12 protein-coding genes are annotated in these 16,044 nt (G+C 70.6%); 6 read left to right on the forward strand and 6 right to left on the reverse strand.

Features of this window, described 5'->3' with window-relative positions:
• Positions 1-46 precede the first annotated feature (46 nt).
• From ABT078_RS13870 to ABT078_RS13880, 3 genes are all read left to right on the forward strand, one after another.
• Complete coding sequence (locus ABT078_RS13870; protein WP_351227208.1) at positions 47-835, forward strand: hypothetical protein; 789 nt, start codon at positions 47-49, stop codon at positions 833-835.
• A 171-nt stretch (positions 836-1,006) separates the two neighbouring features.
• Entirely contained in the window at positions 1,007-1,318 is a 312-nt protein-coding gene (locus ABT078_RS13875) for a site-specific integrase (RefSeq protein WP_351227209.1), read from the forward strand.
• A gap of 6 nt (positions 1,319-1,324) precedes the next feature.
• Positions 1,325-1,813 carry a site-specific integrase gene (locus ABT078_RS13880; protein ID WP_351227211.1) on the forward strand — a complete coding sequence of 163 codons (489 nt, stop codon included), beginning with the start codon at positions 1,325-1,327 and terminating at the stop codon, positions 1,811-1,813.
• Between the two features lie 36 nt (positions 1,814-1,849).
• Here ABT078_RS13880 and ABT078_RS13885 read toward each other — a convergent pair whose 3' ends face one another.
• The 6 genes from ABT078_RS13885 to ABT078_RS13910 form a co-directional block, all read right to left on the reverse strand.
• Positions 1,850-3,118: an alpha-L-fucosidase gene (locus ABT078_RS13885; protein ID WP_351227213.1), complete on the reverse strand. Its 1,269-nt coding sequence runs from the start codon at positions 3,116-3,118 to the stop codon at positions 1,850-1,852.
• Positions 3,119-3,136: 18 nt separating this feature from the next.
• Positions 3,137-6,133, reverse strand: a complete 2,997-nt coding sequence (locus tag ABT078_RS13890; protein ID WP_351227215.1) for a glycoside hydrolase family 2 TIM barrel-domain containing protein — start codon at positions 6,131-6,133, stop codon at positions 3,137-3,139.
• Entirely contained in the window at positions 6,133-6,984 is an 852-nt protein-coding gene (locus ABT078_RS13895; RefSeq protein ID WP_502981215.1) for a carbohydrate ABC transporter permease, read from the reverse strand. Before ABT078_RS13895 ends, ABT078_RS13890 begins: the two co-directional genes overlap by 1 nt.
• A 9-nt stretch (positions 6,985-6,993) precedes the next feature.
• Positions 6,994-7,965 (reverse strand): carbohydrate ABC transporter permease, encoded by a 972-nt coding sequence (locus ABT078_RS13900; RefSeq protein WP_351227217.1) that lies wholly within the window; start codon positions 7,963-7,965, stop codon positions 6,994-6,996.
• A gap of 3 nt (positions 7,966-7,968) precedes the next feature.
• The gene (locus ABT078_RS13905; RefSeq protein ID WP_351227450.1) at positions 7,969-9,249 is read right to left on the reverse strand and encodes an ABC transporter substrate-binding protein; all 1,281 of its coding nucleotides are present in this window, start codon (positions 9,247-9,249) and stop codon (positions 7,969-7,971) included.
• A 94-nt stretch (positions 9,250-9,343) separates the two neighbouring features.
• Positions 9,344-10,429: a carbohydrate kinase family protein gene (locus ABT078_RS13910; protein WP_351227219.1), complete on the reverse strand. Its 1,086-nt coding sequence runs from the start codon at positions 10,427-10,429 to the stop codon at positions 9,344-9,346.
• Between the two features lie 125 nt (positions 10,430-10,554).
• On the opposite strand from ABT078_RS13910, the gene ABT078_RS13915 reads away from it, so the two are divergent.
• The 3 genes from ABT078_RS13915 to ABT078_RS13925 all read left to right on the forward strand — a co-directional run bounded on the left by ABT078_RS13915 (position 10,555) and on the right by ABT078_RS13925 (position 15,820).
• The gene (locus ABT078_RS13915) at positions 10,555-11,304 is read left to right on the forward strand and encodes a DeoR/GlpR family DNA-binding transcription regulator (protein WP_351227221.1); all 750 of its coding nucleotides are present in this window, start codon (positions 10,555-10,557) and stop codon (positions 11,302-11,304) included.
• Positions 11,301-12,647: a 6-phospho-beta-glucosidase gene (locus ABT078_RS13920; RefSeq protein ID WP_351227223.1), complete on the forward strand. Its 1,347-nt coding sequence runs from the start codon at positions 11,301-11,303 to the stop codon at positions 12,645-12,647. Before ABT078_RS13915 ends, ABT078_RS13920 begins: the two co-directional genes overlap by 4 nt.
• Before the next feature lie 65 nt (positions 12,648-12,712).
• Positions 12,713-15,820 carry an alpha-mannosidase gene (locus ABT078_RS13925; protein ID WP_351227225.1) on the forward strand — a complete coding sequence of 1,036 codons (3,108 nt, stop codon included), beginning with the start codon at positions 12,713-12,715 and terminating at the stop codon, positions 15,818-15,820.
• Positions 15,821-16,044: the final 224 nt, after the last annotated feature.

Here is a 16,044-nt window from a genome sequence, read left to right on the forward strand (position 1 = left end):
GGGCGCGAGGAAGTGCGTCCGCCAGTGCCGCGCGCTCTCCGGATTCATGCCGCTCGACTCGACTGCCGATGCGGAGTCGTCTCCGGCTGCCTCAGGGCGGTTAGATGCTCAGGTGGTGAACTGGGCACGGATGTACGACTGCCACGGGGACATCGATCGCGTCCCCGAACTCCTGGCGCGCGTCGAGCGCGAGGACGACGCAGAGGCATGGGATGAGCTGGGTTACCGGCTGGTCCTTGAGTGCGACTTGGTGTTCCCCGCCAGTTTCGCCGCACTGCCGCGTCTGGTGCGTCTCGCGTTGCGGAGCGCGCGGGCGCGCGGGCTGGCCGGGACGATCGTGCGGTGCGCGGCAGGGGGCCACGGGTGCGACGATCTGCTGGCGGGCTGCGCCGACGCGATCGCGGAGTTCCGTGAGCTGCTGGATCGGCACCTGCGGTCGCGGCCAGACGACTACTTCGCGACTTTCCTCTACTTGCTCGCGGCGGAAGAGCAGTACCACTGGAGTGCGGTCCTCGGGGATTTCTCGGATGACTTCTACCAGGTCACCTGCCCTCACTGCGCTGCGGAGGTGACGATCGCCATCGGCGATTACGGGCGCTACTCAGCGATCCGGGACTGGCACCTCGGTGACGTGGACCGACGCGGACTCAGGCCGGCGTCCCCAGAAGGCCTTTCCGGCGTCGGTCGATGGATGCACGAGACCGCCGTCCGTGATGGGGAAGCCGTGCTCGCAGACGGGATCACCCATCTCTTCGGCCATGCGGGCTGTCCGCGCTGTGGCAGCGTCTTCAACATCGCGGATGAGTACGCGTCTTCCAATCGCCCCGTCATGTGAGCGGTGTGTCGGGAGCGAGCGGCTCTCGGCGCGCTCCCGACTGGTTGTGCAGGATCAGCCATATGCGGGTGGGAGCCCGTGTGACGCAGTGCCGACGATCAAGACGGCGGGCGGGGCCGTCGACCCGACGAGATACCGACGCTGGCGGAGGTGTGCGCCATCGCAGCCGCCATGTCCGATCAGTACCGGCTCACGGTGTGGCTCCGGTCGGGCGCTGGGCTGCGTATCAGCGAGGCGCTGGGGCTCACCTCCGACTGCCAGCGAGAAGGCTTCCTGCGGCTGCGTAGGCAGATCAGCGCCAAGGCGAACGAGGGCGACTGCGTGACGCGGTTCGTGCCGCTCAAGCACCGCACGGCGGACGAGTACCGGAACGTACCCACGCCCGCCATCCTTGGCCAGGAGATCGGCAACCACCTGAAGCGCTGGGGGACGGTCGAAGTCGACGGCGTGGAAGCGCTGTTCCCGCCGCGCGATAAGGCCTAGGGGAAGATGCCTACGGCCTCGACGTACGGCTACCACTGGCGGAAGGCGTGCGCGGCGGCGGGCGTGGTCACCCCGGACGGCAAGCCGAAGTACACCCCTCACTCGCTGATCCACTTCTTCGACTCGGCGGCGCTCGCGAACGGCGTTCCGATCCACGAAGTGAGCCGCTGGCCCGGTCACCGGAACATCAAGACCACCCTCGACACGTACGGGCATCTGGTGCCGGAGGCATGGGACCGGTGCCGGGATCACCTCGCGCAGGGAAGGCGGCAGCGGATCCAGGGCGTTCAAGGGAAGGTCCTCCTCGGGCGCTTCGGGCTGCGAGTGTCACGGGGCTTCGGGTCGGGCCGTCATGTCCACGAACACCGGGTCGGTGTGGAACCGCGTGTCGATCCACGGGGTGCCGGCGCACGGCTGGGGTGCACAGGGGCATGGCTCCAGGATCGACAGGGAGGCGCACGTCGCATGGACGGCCCCACGCCCTCCGCCAGGTGAAGCGGTGAGGGGGCGGCGTGCGGCATGGCGGGACTGTCAGAAGCGCCCGGCGCCCCGGTACAGATCCAGCTCCCCGTCCAGTTCGACGGCGATCACGGTCGCGTGCTCATCGAGGTCCGCGGCCGCAGGAGCGTCGATCCACAGCACGCCGGGAACCTCGTGGAGGCCGCCGATGACCTGGTGGCCGAGCTCGGTGCCGGTGCCGAGCACCCTGACCCGGCGGACCGGAGTACGCACACCCCGTACGCCGATGGAGCCGCGGGGGATGTCGAACACCGTCAGATAGAGGGTGCGGCGGTCGGCGGACAGGGTGCTGGGACCGTAGTGGTGGCCCGCGGGCAGGCCCCGGGAGGTGCCGTGGACGGCATCGGCGTGCCGGGAGATCCAGGCGCCCATGCCCTCCAGCCGCTCGACCTGTTCCGCCGGGATGGTGCCGTCCTCCTTCGGTCCCACGGACAGAAGGAGGTTCCCGCCGCCGCCGATGGTCTCCGCGAAGTACCGGATCAACTGGGCCGTCGACTTGTAGTGGTGGTCGTGGTGCCGGTAGCCCCACGAGTCGTTGAAGGTCAGGCACAGCTCCCACGGCCCGGCCGGCGGCTCGATCGGCACCCCCTGCTCGGGGGTGGCGTAGTCGCCCTCGCTCAGCATCCGCGCGTTGAGTACGCACCGCGGGACCTCGGACCGGATCAGCTCGGCCAGCTCCCGGATCCGCCACTGCTCCTCGGTGCGCTCCCACTCGCCGTCGAACCAAAGCAGGTCGGGCCGGAAGCGGGTGACGAGCTCGCGCACCTGCCCGTCCCGGTAGGCGAGATAGCGCGCCCAGGCCGCCAGGTCCTCCTCTTCCTTCGGCACCTCGGCGTAGGGGTTGTTCTCCTGCTCGGGCGGCCGGCCCTCGTAGCGGGTGGAGGCGTAGTCGGGATGGTTCCAGTCGTTGTGCGCGTAGTAGAGGCCGACCTTCAGCCCCCTCTCCCGGATCGCGTCCGCGTACGGGCCGACCAGGTCGCGGCCGGCCGGGGTGTGCCGGACGACGTTCAGGTCGCCCTCGGCGGTGTCCCAGAGGGAGACGCCGTCGTGGTGGCGCGAGGTCAGCACCGCGTAGCGGGCGCCGGCCCGGGCGAAGAGGTCCGCCCATGCCCGCGGGTCGTAGTGCTTCGCGGTGAAGCCGTCGAGCTGTGCCATGTACTGCTCGTGGGGCACGTCGCCCTCGAAGAACGACCAGGACTCCTGGACGCCGTCGACGGCGTAGATGCCCCAGTGGATGAAGATGCCGAACTTGGCGTCGGGGAACCAGGGCTGCATGGCCATGGCGTGGTGCTCCCTTGTCTAGCGGGCGGAAAGCGTCCAGGACCAGCGGTACGTGCCCGGGCCGACGCGGTACTGCGGCAGGGTGTCGGGCCCGCACGAGGCCGTGCCGACGCCGCGGTGGACGGCGTCGATGTGCACCACGCAGGTGTCGCGCGGGACCAGTTCGTCGTGATGTGCGGCGGCGGCCAGATCCGCGGAGCGGTACCGGGTGACGGAGACCTGGCGCGGGGTGTCGAGGGTGAAACGCAGCCTGCCGTCGAGGCCGAAGCGGCGCACCCCATGCCGTCCGCCGCTCTCCTGCGGGCGCAGATACGGGGTGAACAGCTCGTCGACGGCCGCCCGGTGGTGCCCCACCTGCCCGCCCGCGCATCGGTCGGGATAGGTCTCCCAGGGCCCCTGCCCGTACCAGTCGAGCCGGTCATGGCGGGCCGCCGTCTCGAAGACCGTGCCGACGCGCGGCACATCGGCCAGCCCTGCCGGCAGCTCGGCGGTCTCCTCGACGAGGATCCCGTCCGGCAGCGGACGCAGCACCTGCAGGTGCCGTACCGGCCCCATGGGCGTGTCGTACTCCGCCCGTACGGTCACCCGGCCGGCGGCGTCCCGTTCCACCGACACCGGCCTGCGTACCAGCGAGTCGAGCCCCCAGGCCCGCCACCGTTCGCCGAGGCCGCCCAGCTCGTCGTTGTCGGTCGGCGCCCGCCACAGGGAGAGCACCGGCGGCGCGGCCAGCGCCGGGTGGATGAGCAGCCCGCTGTCGTCGACCACGACGGCGTGGGCCTGCGGCCCGCTGTCGTCGACCTCCAGCGGCCCCTCGCCCCGAGCGGCCCCGTCGATCGGGGTCGCCTCACCGGTCTCGCGCAGCCGGACCGCCGGGGTGCAGACCTCGAAGCCGGCCGGGGCCCACGCCTCCTGCCCCGCCGTGGTGACCCGCAGCGTCAGCCACGCCTCCTCGGCGCCGGGCAGGGACCCGTGCTCCAGCCCGGCGACCACCTCCGGCGGCAGCTGTACGGCAGCACTCTTACCCGGTGCAAGCTGCGGCAGCCGTACCGGGACCGGCGCGAGGTCCTCTCCGGCGCCGTCGACGGACAGCACCCACTGCCCCGCCAGCCACGAAAGGTCGCGGAAGTGCTGGCGGTTGTGGATCCGCAGCCCCTGCTCGTCGTACGTCAGCCGCACGGGGGCGGCGAGCTCCCGGTGCTCGTACATGACGGGCTTCGGTGTGCGGTCGGGGAAGACGACTCCGTCGGCGATGAAGGCGCCGTCGTTCGGCTGGTCGCCGAAGTCGCCGCCGTACGCCCAACGGTGGCCGGGCCCGGCGATCCCGCGACCGTACATCCCGGCGCCCGCCGTCCCGGCCGGGCCGCCGTCGGCCAGGCGCTGCAGGATGCCGTGGTCCCAGAACTCCCAGATGAAACCGCCCTGCAGGCCCGGAGTGGACTCGATCGCCGCCCAGTAGTCGGCGAGGCTGCCATTGCTGTTGCCCATGGCGTGCGAGTACTCGCACAGGATGAGCGGCTTGGTCTGCTCGCCGGAGTTCGCGTGCGCGGTGATCTCGTCGATGGAGGCGTACATCGGGCAGACGATGTCCGTGACGATCCCCTGCCGGGTCCAGCCGCGGTGCAGCGCGCCCTCGTACTGAACGGGCCGCGTCGGGTCGTGGCGGCGCACCCAGCCGGCGGCGGCGTCGTGGTTGGCGCCGTAGTCGCTCTCGTTGCCGAGCGACCAGACGATGACGGACGGGTGGTTCTTGTCGCGCAGCACCATCCGTGAGACGCGGTCGACGAACGCGGGCAGGTAGCGCGGGTCGTCGGCGATCTCGTGGGCGTGGTCGTGGCTCTCGATGTCGGCCTCGTCGACGACGTACAGGCCGAGCTCGTCGCAGAGGTCGAGAAAGGCGGGGTCGTTGGGGTAGTGCGAGGTGCGCACCGCGTTGAAGCCGAAGCGCTTCATGGTCACCAGATCGGCGCGCATGTCGTCGTACGTCACCACGCGGCCGGTCAGGGGGTGGAAGTCGTGGCGGTTGGCACCGCGTATGTACACGCGCTCGCCGTTGACCAGCAGGTCCCGGCCGCGGATCGCCACATCGCGGAAGCCCACGCGGTGGTGGGAGGTGTCCGCCACCGAGCCGTCCGCGCGGTGCAGCCGGACCGTGAAGCCGTACAGCTGCGGGGTCTCCGCGGACCACTGCCGTACGTCCGGTACAACCGCATGCAGCCGGGCCTCGCCGAGGAAGTCGGAGACACGGTGCTCGGCGGCGCACCAGGCGGCGTACTCCTCGTCCTGCCGGAGCTCACCGACGCCCTCCAGCACCCCGGTGACGTACCACCCCTCGGGCAGCGCGCCGGGCGCCGACCGCACCTGCACCTCGGCGCGCAGCTCCCCGTCCGCCGGCGCGGCGATCTTCACGTCCGCCAGATACAGCGGGTCGGTGGCATAGAGGTACACGGATCGTGTGATCCCCCCGTGCCACCACTGGTCCTGGTCCTCGATGTGCGAGGCGTCGGACCACTTGACCACCGTCAGCCGTACGGTCGTCCGCTCTCCCGGCCGTACGGCGTCGGTGATGTCGAACTCGCTCGCCAGATGCGAGTCCTTGCCCATGCCCACCGCCCGGCCTCCGGCCTCCGCGAGCAGCACGCTCTCGAAGGCCCCGACGTGCAGCACGATGCGCCTGCCCGCCCACTCCGCGGGGATCTCGGCCTCCCGCTCGTACACCCCGGTCGGGTTGTCCGCCGGTGATGCCGGGGGGAAGTGCGGCCACGGCATCGTGGCATTGGTGTAGTGCGGCAGGTCGCCGGTGCCCTGCATGGTCCAGCAGCCGGGCACCCGGGCCGTCCCCCACTGGTCGGCGAGCGGCTCGTCCGGTGCCGTCAGCAGCTGGAAGCGCCAGTCGCCGTCGAGCGGGAGCCGGCCGGTGCCGGCGGCGGTACGGACCACCGCGTGCAGCGGCAGCCGGCGCCAGGAGGTGAGCTCCGGCGACTCCCAGGGGCGGGCGGGCAGGGGCGGGCGGTGCATCAGCGGACGGCTCCCTTGGCCAGGTCGGCGATGAAGTGGCGGGCCCCGAAGACGAACACGATGAGCAGCGGGATCAGGGCCAGGAGGGCGCCGGCCATGACCATGCCGTAGTCCGTCATGCTGTGCACGCCGTTGAGCTGGGACAGCGCCACCTGGAGGGTGACGTTGTCCGGGTCGGTGAGGGCGATGAGGGGCCAGGCGTAGTCGTTCCACTGACCCATGAAGGTGAAGATGCCGAGGAACGCCAGGCCCGGGCGGACCACGGGCAGCGCCACGTGCCAGTACTGGCGGAGGAAGCTGCAGCCGTCGAGTCGGGAGGCGTCCATCAGCTCGTCGTGGATGGCACCCTTCATGTACTGGCGCATCCAGAAGATGCCGAACGCGTTGGCCGCCGCAGGGACGATCAGCGCGGTGAGCGAGCCGATCCAGCCCAGTTTCGCCATGATCACGAACTGCGGGATGGCGGCCAGCTGGGCGGGCAGCATGAAGATGGCCATCATCAGCCCGAACAGCACCTTGCGCCCCGGGAACTCGAACTTGGCGAAGACGAACGCCGCGAGCGAGTCGAAGAACAGCACCAGCACCGTGACGCTGACTGCGACGATCAGCGAGTTCAGCATCGACCCGAAGAAGTCGACGTTGTCGAGGAGGTTCCTGACGTTCTCGCCGAAGTGCGAGCCGGGCAGCAGCTTCGGGGGGTACGAGAAGATCTCGCTGGTCGTCCGGGTGGCCATGACGACGGCCAGATAGAACGGGAAGACCGACAGCACGACGCCCGCGATGAGCGCGGCGTGCAGGGAGACGCCGCGGGCCAGGGCACCCTTGGTCTTGGGTATGAAGGTCTTGGGCACGGCGGCCACCTAGTCCCTTTCCCGGCGCTGGACCAGGCGCCAGTTGATGATGGAGAAGACGGCCACGATCAGGAAGATCGCCCAGGCGATGGCCGCTCCGTAGCCGAAGTCGTTGTTGTCGAAGGTCTGCTGGAAGAAGTAGAGGACCACCGTCTGGCCGGCGTGCTCGGGGCCGCCCGAGAATGTCGAGCCGCCGTTGTTGGCGCCGAGCAGCACCTGGGACTCGGAGAAGGACTGCAGACCGGTGATCGTGGACACCACCACGGTGAACAGGATGACCGGGCGCATCATCGGAACGGTGATCTTGAAGAAGGTCTTGACCGGACCGGCTCCGTCGACCCGCGCGGCCTCGTACAGCTCGCTGGGGATGGTCTGCAGACCGGCGAGATAGATGATCGCGTTGTAGCCGGTCCACTGCCAGGTCATCAGCGCGGCGACGGCGACCTTGATGCCCCACGGCTCGTTCAGCCAGGCGACCTCGCCGACCCCGATGACCCTGAGCGCGGCGTTCATCAGGCCGAAGCTGGTGGAGAAGATGGAGCCGAAGATGATCGCGACGGCGACCACCGAGGTGACCGACGGCACGAAGTAGGCGAACCGGTAGACGCCCTTCAGCCGCACCGCCGAGTTCAGCATCACGGCACTGATCAGGGCGATGAAGAGCATCGGAAGGGTGCCCATGGCCCAGATCACTAGGGTGTTGCCCACCGCGTCCCAGAACAGGGTGTCGGTGAGCAGATAGCGGAACTGCGACAGTCCCGCGTACTCCATCTCGCCCAGGCCGTCCCAGCGCTGGAAGGCCAGGAAGAGCGAGAAGCCGACCGGGATCAGTCCGAAGCAGAGGAAGAGGAGATAGAACGGCGAGATCGCGGCGTACAGGCGCCAGTGGCGCCGGATGCCGCCCTTCGGGCGGGGCTCGGCGACGGCCGGCCGGGGCCCGTCCACGGCCGCTGCGGCTGGTGCGGTCTTCAGATCGGCCATGGCTCAGCTCACCCCCAGGTGGTCTGCGATACGTCGGCACTGGGCCATGGCGTCGCGCCAGGCCCGCTTGCGGTTCTTGCCGGAGATGTAGACGGAGGTCAGCTCGTCCCTGATGGGCTGGACGAGGGCCACGTCGTACGGGCTGTTGTAGGCGACCGGGACCTGCTGGGCGGCCGGACCGAAAACGTCCATGGTGATCTGGCCGCCGAAGAACTCGTCCGGCGTGCGAAGGTCCGGCGACGCGAAGGAGGCCGGGGTGGAGGGGAAGAGGGAGGCCTCCAGGAAGCCGCGGGACTGGTTCTCCGGGCCGAGCAGCCAGGTGATGATCTCGAAGGCGAGCTCGGGCTCACGGCAGTACCTGGTGATGCCGAGGAAGGAGCCGCCGTCGTTGGCCGGACGCTCCGGCATCGCGGCGACGCGCCACTTCCCCTTGGACTTCGTCAGCTGCGACTTGAAGTCGCCGGCCACCCAGGAGGCGCCGATCTGGCTCGGCAGTTTGCCGTCCTCCAGCGCCGCGTTGATGTCCACGGTGCCGGACTTGAAAGGGGAGTCGATGCCCCGGTCCATGCATTCCAGCGCGAGGTTCCAGGCACGGACGATGTGTTCCTGGTCACCGATGAAGTGCCGGTCCTTGTCGACGTAGCGTTTCGTCGACTGGCCCACGGCCATGCCGAAGACCGCCAGCGGGTCGCTCACCATGTAGGAGCCCTTGGCCTTCTTCACCAGCTGCTCACCGGCGGCGAAGTAGTCGTCCCAGGTGCCCATCCGTGCCGCCACGTCCTCGGGCTCGGTGGGCAGGCCAGCCTTGTCGAAGATGTCGGGGCGGTAGTAGTGCACGCAGGGGCCGGTGTCGATCGGGAAGCCGATCTGGCGGCCGTCGTCGGCCGTGCCCTGGCTCCACTTCCAGTCCAGGTACCGGCTCCTCAGCTTGTCCGCGCCGAGGGTGTTGAGGTCGATGAACTGGTCGGCGTTGGGCAGCAGGGAGGCTATGTCCTCGCCCTTCAGGCCGGTGATGTCGGGCGCATGGGCGCGGGCGGTCAGGGTCGTCAGCAGCTTCGAGCGGAAGTAGCCGCCGATCTGAGTGGCCTTGAGGTCGACCTGGGTGAAGCGCTTGACGGCGTCCTCCACCAGCTTGTCGCTCAGTCCGCCGCCCCAGTACCAGAGCGTCATGTCGCGCCCGGTGGATCCGGCCGGGACCGAGCAGCCGGCGGCCGTGCCGCCCAGCAGAGCGGCCGAGGTGGTTGCCAGGCCCGCGCGAAGCAGTCCTCTGCGCGAGAGATGCACTGCTCCCACCGCCTTTCGGTTTCTCGTCGTTGAGGAATCAGGGGGTGTTACGGAGAGGTCTTACGGATGAGCGGGTCTTACGGATGAGCGGGTCTTACGGGGGTGTGACCGGCGCCCTCGGTGGGGGCGGACCGGGGTCGGTGGGGATCCGGTCGGCGAGGAACCCGAACTCACGGCGCAGCGCCTCGGCGCCGGGATCGGCGGCGACACCGCGCCACCACTCCGCGACGCCGCCCCAGCCCGGCGCCGCCAGCGCCCCGCCGTGCCGGCGTACGGACAGCCCGGCTGCGAGCGCTGCGAAGCGCAGCCGTTCGGCCAGCGGCCAGCCGGCCAGGGACGCGGCGACGAAGCTCGCCCCGAAGACATCCCCGGCGCCGGTCGCATCCAGGACATCGATGTCGAGCGCGCCGGCCTCGGCGAACTCACCCGTGCTCTGGTCCACGGCGATCGCGCCGTCCCGCCCCCGGGTGACCACCGCGACCGGCACCAGGTCCGACAGCGCGTGCAGCGCCGCCGTCGGCGTGTCGGTGCGGGTGTACGCCATGGCCTCGCCCTCGTTGGGCAGGAAGGCGTGGCACAGGGAGAGCTGGTCGAGCACGTCGGACGACCACTGCCGGGAGGGGTCCCAGCCGACGTCGGCGAAGATCTTGGTGCCCGAAGCGGCGGCCTTGGCGAGCCACTGCTGAGGCTCGGAGCCTATGTGCACCAGAGCGGAGCGGGCGGCCAGGGGGTACCCCCTGCTCGAAGAGCTCGGGGGAGGGTCAAGGATGAGCTCGTCCTGGCTGTACGGCGGCTCGTGGCCGTTGGTGACCAGCGCCCGGTCCTCCCCCAGCGCGAGGGAGACGGTGACGGGCGTGTGCCAGCCGGCAGGGGCCGTACGGGACAGGGAGAGATCGATACCCTCCTGCCCGGCAAGCACCCCGCGGCAGTAGCGGCCGTAGAAGTCGTCACCGAACACGGTGGCCAGCGAGGTGCGCAGGCCGAAGCGGGCGGCGGCGACCGCGAGGTTCGCGATGCCGCCGGGACCGCTGCCCATCCCCTGGGTCCAGATCTCCTCGCCCGGCACGGGCGGCTGCCCGAGGCCGGTGAAAACCAGGTCGTAGAAGAGCAGACCGGTGAGCAGGAGGTCCGGCGCATCATCGTCCGGCGTCCCGTCCGGGGTGGGGAGCGGCTCGCTCACGAGCGCGTCCTCTCGTCAAGAGCGTGCAAGTTCGACCCGCTGATCGTGGGACAAGTGCGCAAACTTTTCAAGACTTCTTCAATACCAAGCAGTGATTTGATTGAAATTGAAGTAGTGTGCATCGCATGCTGGCAGAGCGACGACATCAACTCATCTTGCGGGCACTGCGCTCCGGGGGTCCCGCGTCTGTGGCCGATCTCTCCTCCGAGCTGGGTGTAAGCGCCGCAACGGTCCGCCGCGACCTGATCAGACTCGAGGAGGACGGGCTGCTCACCCGCGTCCACGGGGGCGCGGTGGTGGAGGAGGGCGATCAGCCCTTCGCCGAGGTCGCCGAGGTCCGGGTCTCCGACAAGGACGTCCTGGCGGAGCGCGCCGCAGCGATGATCAAGGACGGCCAGACGGTGCTGCTGGACATCGGCACCACCGCCTACCGCCTGGCCCGGCACCTGCACGGCCGCCGGCTCACCGTGATCACCAGCAATCTGGTGGTGTACGAGGAGCTGGCCGAGGACACCGGCATCGAGCTGGTGCTCCCCGGAGGTGTGGTGCGCCGCGAGTACCGCTCGCTGGTGGGCTTCCTCACCGAGGACAGCCTGCGCCAGCTGCACGCCGACTGGCTGTTCCTGGGCACGAGCGGCGTCCGGCCCGGCGGCCAGGTGATGGACACCACCGTGGTCGAAGTGCCGGTGAAGCGGGCCATGATGGCCGCCGCCGACAAGGTGGTGCTGCTCGCCGACGCCGGGAAGTTCCCCGGCCATGGGATGGCCAAGGTGTGCGGTCCGGCGGACCTCGACGTAGTAGTGACCAACGCGTCCGCGGACCCGGCGACCCTCGCCGCGCTCGCGGAGGCCGGCGTAGAGGTGATCACAGCATGAAACTGACCATTCTGGGCGGCGGGGGATTCCGGGTGCCGCTGGTGTACGGGGCGCTGCTCGGCGACCACGCGGAGGGCCGGGTCACCAGCGTGACCCTGCACGACCTCGACGCCGGCCGGCTGTCCGCGATCGCCCGGGTGCTGGCCGAGCAGGCCGCCGGGCACCCGGACGCCCCGTCGGTGTCCGTCACCACGGATCTGGACGAGGCGCTGAAGGGGGCCGACTTCGTCTTCTCCGCGATCCGCGTCGGCGGCCTGGAGGGCCGGGCGGCGGACGAGCGGGTCGCGCTCGCCGAGGGCGTGCTGGGCCAGGAGACGGTCGGCGCCGGCGGCATCGCGTACGGACTGCGCACGCTGCCGGTCGTGGACCACGTCGCCCGGCGGGTGGCCGCGCTGGCCCCGGACGCCTGGTTCATCAACTTCACCAACCCGGCGGGCCTGGTCACCGAGGCCATGTCCCGGCATCTGGGCGACCGGGTGATCGGCATCTGCGACTCCCCGGTGGGCCTGGGCCGCCGGGTGGCCCGCGCGCTGGGCGCCGCACGCCCCCAGGACGCCTGGATCGACTACGTCGGGCTGAACCATCTGGGGTGGCTGCGCGGCCTGCACATCGACGGCCACGACCAGCTGCCGCGGCTGCTCGCGGACCGGCAACTGCTGGGCAGCTTCGAGGAGGGCAAGCTCTTCGGCCCGGAGTGGATCCAGTCGCTGGGCGCCGTACCGAACGAGTACCTGCACTACTACTACTTCAACCGGGAAGCGGTGAAGGCGTACCGGGAGGCGCGGCAGACCCGCGGCGCCTTCCTCCGCGACCAGCAGGCCCGCTTCTACGACTGCATGCGCGACCCGGCCGCGCCCGCGCTGCGCACCTGGGACGCCACCCGGGCCGAGCGCGAGGCGACCTACATGTCGGAGAACCGCGAGGCGGCCGGCGCCGGCGAGCGGGACGAGGCGTCGCTCACCGAGTCCGGCGGCTACGAGAAGGTCGCCCTCGCCCTGATGCGGGCCATCGCCCGCGACGAGCGCACCACGCTGATCCTCAACGTGCGCAACCGGACAACGCTGTCAGTCCTCGACGAGGACGCCGTCATCGAGGTCCCCTGCCTGGTCGACGGCAACGGCGCCCACCCGGTGGCCGTCTCCCCGCTGCCGGGTCACGCCACCGGGCTGGTCTGCGCCGTCAAGGCCGTGGAGCGCGAGGTGCTGGCCGCGGCCGCCTCCGGCTCCCGGACCGCCGCGGTCAAGGCCTTCGCGCTGCATCCGCTCATCGACTCCGTGGAGGTGGCGCGGCGGCTGGTCGACGACTACCGCGGGGTGCACCCGGGCCTCGCGTACCTGAAGTAGCGCCTCCCCTCCACTGCCGAACAGCTCCCGAAGAGACTTCCCAAGAGCTTGTGAAAAGAGACCCCATGCACGACGAACGCCGCCGGATCGAGGAGCGCGTCGAGCGCATCCACGACCAGCGCATCAAGCCGGCCGTCTACTCCGCCTCCGTCCCCCTGACGGTCGAGGCATGGCAGGCGCCCGGCGAGCCGGTGCCCTTCGCCGAGGCCTCGGCTGCCGCGTACGAGCCCTTCGCGATGGGTACCCCGTGGGGCCCGCCGTGGGGCACCACCTGGTTCCGGATGCGCGGCCGCGTGCCCGCGGAGTGGGCGGGCAAGCGCGTCGAGACGGTGATCGACCTGGGCTTCGTCGGCGACTGGCCGGGCAACCAGGCCGAGGCGCTGGTGCACGTGCCGGACGGCAGCCCGCTGAAGGCCGTCAACCCGCAGAACCAGTACGTCCCGGTCGCCAACCCGGCCGTCGGCGGCGAGGAGATCCACTACTTGGTGGAGGCAGCCTCCAACCCGGACATCCTCGCAGGCGACTTCATCGGCCCCACCCCGCTCGGCGACCGGCTCACCGCCGGCGACAAGCCGCTGTACAACTTCAGGCGCGCCGACCTCGCCGTACTCGACGAGAACGTCTGGCACCTGTCGCTGGACCTGCAGGTGCTGCGCGAACTGATGCTGGAACTGGACGCGCACGACCCGCGCCGGCACGAGATCATGCACTGCCTGGACCGCGCCCTGGACGCGCTGGACCTGGACGACATCTCCGGCACCGCCGCCGACGCCCGCGCGGTGCTCAAGACCGCGCTGGACAAGCCCGCGCATGCCAGCGCGCACCGGATGTCGGCCGTCGGGCACGCGCACATCGACTCCGCGTGGCTGTGGCCGATCCGCGAGACCAAGCGCAAGACCTCCCGCACCTTCTCCAATGTCACCGCGCTGGCCGAGGAGTACGACGAGTTCGTCTTCGCCTGCTCGCAGGCCCAGCAGTACGAGTGGGTGCGCGACAACTACCCGCATGTGTGGGCCCGGATCCAGCAGGCCGTGAAGAACGGGCAGTGGGCACCGGTCGGCGGAATGTGGGTGGAGTCGGACGGCAATCTGCCGGGCGGCGAGGCCATCGCCCGCCAGCTGATCCACGGCAAGCGCTTCTTCATCGAGCACTTCGGCATCGAGACCAAGGGCGTGTGGCTGCCGGACTCCTTCGGCTACAACGCGGCCTATCCGCAGCTGGCGAAGCTGGCCGGGAACGAGTGGTTCCTCACCCAGAAGCTGTCGTGGAACCAGACCAACAAGCTGCCCCACCACTCGATGTGGTGGGAGGGCATCGACGGCACCCGGATTTTCACGCACTTCCCGCCGGTCGACACCTACAACGCCGAATTCTCCGGCAAGGAGATGGCGCACGCGGTGCGCAACTACCAGGACAAGGGCGTCGGCACCCGCTCGCTGGCCCCCTTCGGCCACGGCGACGGCGGTGGCGGCCCCACCCGGGAGATGATGGAACGCGCTCGCCGGCTCGCCGATCTGGAGGGCTCGGCGAAGGTCGCGGTGGAGCACCCGGACGCCTTCTTCGCCGAGGCGAGCAAGGAGGTCCCGAAGGACCAGGTGTGGTCGGGTGAGCTCTATCTGGAGCTGCACCGCGCCACGTACACCTCGCAGGCCCGCACCAAGCAGGGCAACCGGCGCAGCGAGCACCTGATGCGCGAGGCGGAGCTGTGGGCGACGACGGCCGCGCTGCACGCGCCGGGGTACCGCTATCCGCACGAGAAGCTGGACCGGCTGTGGAAGACGGTGCTGCTGCACCAGTTCCACGACATCCTGCCGGGCTCCTCGATCGCCTGGGTGCACCGGGAGGCGGAGGCGGAGTACGCGCGGGTCGCGGCGGAGGTGCGGGAGCTGACGGCCGAGGCACTGGCGGCGCTCTCCGGTGGGGAAGGCCTTTCGGTGTTCAACACCAGCCCGCGCGACCGCGCCGAGGTCGTCACGGTGCCTGCGGGCACAACGGCCGACGGCCAGCAGCTCGCCGACGGCTCGGTGGCCGTCTACACCGAGGTCCCGGCGAGCGGCATCGCGCCGCTCGGCTCGTCCGGGACCGCCCCGCAGCCGGTGACCGTCGAGGGCCGGGTGCTGGACAACGGCCTGGTGCGGGTGGAGCTCGCCGCGGACGGCACCATGGCCTCCGTCCGCGACCTGGTGGCCGACCGTGAGGTGCTGGCACCGGACGCCGCAGGCAACCTGCTGCGCCTGCACAGCGACCTGCCCAACTACTGGGACGCCTGGGACATCGACAAGCACTACAGGAACCGCTACACGGACCTCACCGGGGCCGAGTCCGTCACCGTGTCCGAACAGGGTCCGCTGCTCGGCGCACTGCGCGTGGAGCGCTCCTTCGGCAAGGGCTCGCGGATCGTCCAGACGATCGTCGTACGGGCGGGCAGCCGCCGGATCGACATCGAGACGGAGATCGACTGGCACGAGGCGGAGAAGATACTCAAGGCCGCCTTCCCGGTCGACGTCCGGGCCGACCACTCCCGCGCCGAGATCCAGTTCGGCCATGTGCAGCGCCCCACGCACACCAACACCAGCTGGGAGGCGGCCCGGTTCGAGGTCTACGGCCACCGCTGGGTGCACATCGGGGAGCCGGGGTACGGCGTCGCGGTCATCAACGATTCGACGTACGGCCACGATGTCTCCCGCACCACGCGGGAGACGGACGGCGGTACGACGACGACGGTCCGCCTCAGCCTGGTGCGAGCCCCCCGCGTCCCGGACCCGGAGGCGGACCAGGGCAAGCACCGCTTCACCTACGCGCTGCTGCCGGGCGCGACGGTGGAGGACGCCGTCGCCGAGGGGTACGCGCTGAACCTGCCGCTGCGGGTCGGCGCCGCGGCCTCGGCCGCCCCGGTGGTCACGAGTGACAACCCGGCCGTCACCGTCGAGGCGGTCAAGCTGGCCGACGACGGCTCGGGCGATGTGGTGGTGCGGCTCTACGAGTCGCTGGGCGGCCGGGCGCAGGCGGTCCTGCGCCCGGGCTTCCCGCTGGGCGGAGTGCAGGTCACGGACCTGCTCGAGCGCCCGCTCGCGGGACGGCCCGCGGAGGTATCGGCGGCCGGTGAGGGGGAGGTGGCCGTGTCGCTGCGGCCGTTCCAGATCCTCACCGTGCGGCTGACACCCGCGGGCTGACGGTGCGAGGCTCCGCCCGGTCCTCCCCCTGGGCCGGGCGGGGCCCTCATGACGGTTGCTTCCGGCGGGCCGGCGTCGCCGCGTCTCCTCAGCGGTTCGGCCTGTCGGGGAGCGGCGGCGTGAACGGGATCGGAGCAAGCGGCCCCGCATGTCCCGTCGCCGGTGCCGGGCCCGGCCGGGCCCTCTGCGCGGCCGGCTTCTCAGCCGCTGGGTCGGTGCCCGCG

Origin of the sequence: Streptomyces sp. NPDC002133, from assembly GCF_040296405.1 — a bacterium.
Taxonomy (GTDB): Bacteria; Actinomycetota; Actinomycetes; order Streptomycetales; family Streptomycetaceae; genus Streptomyces.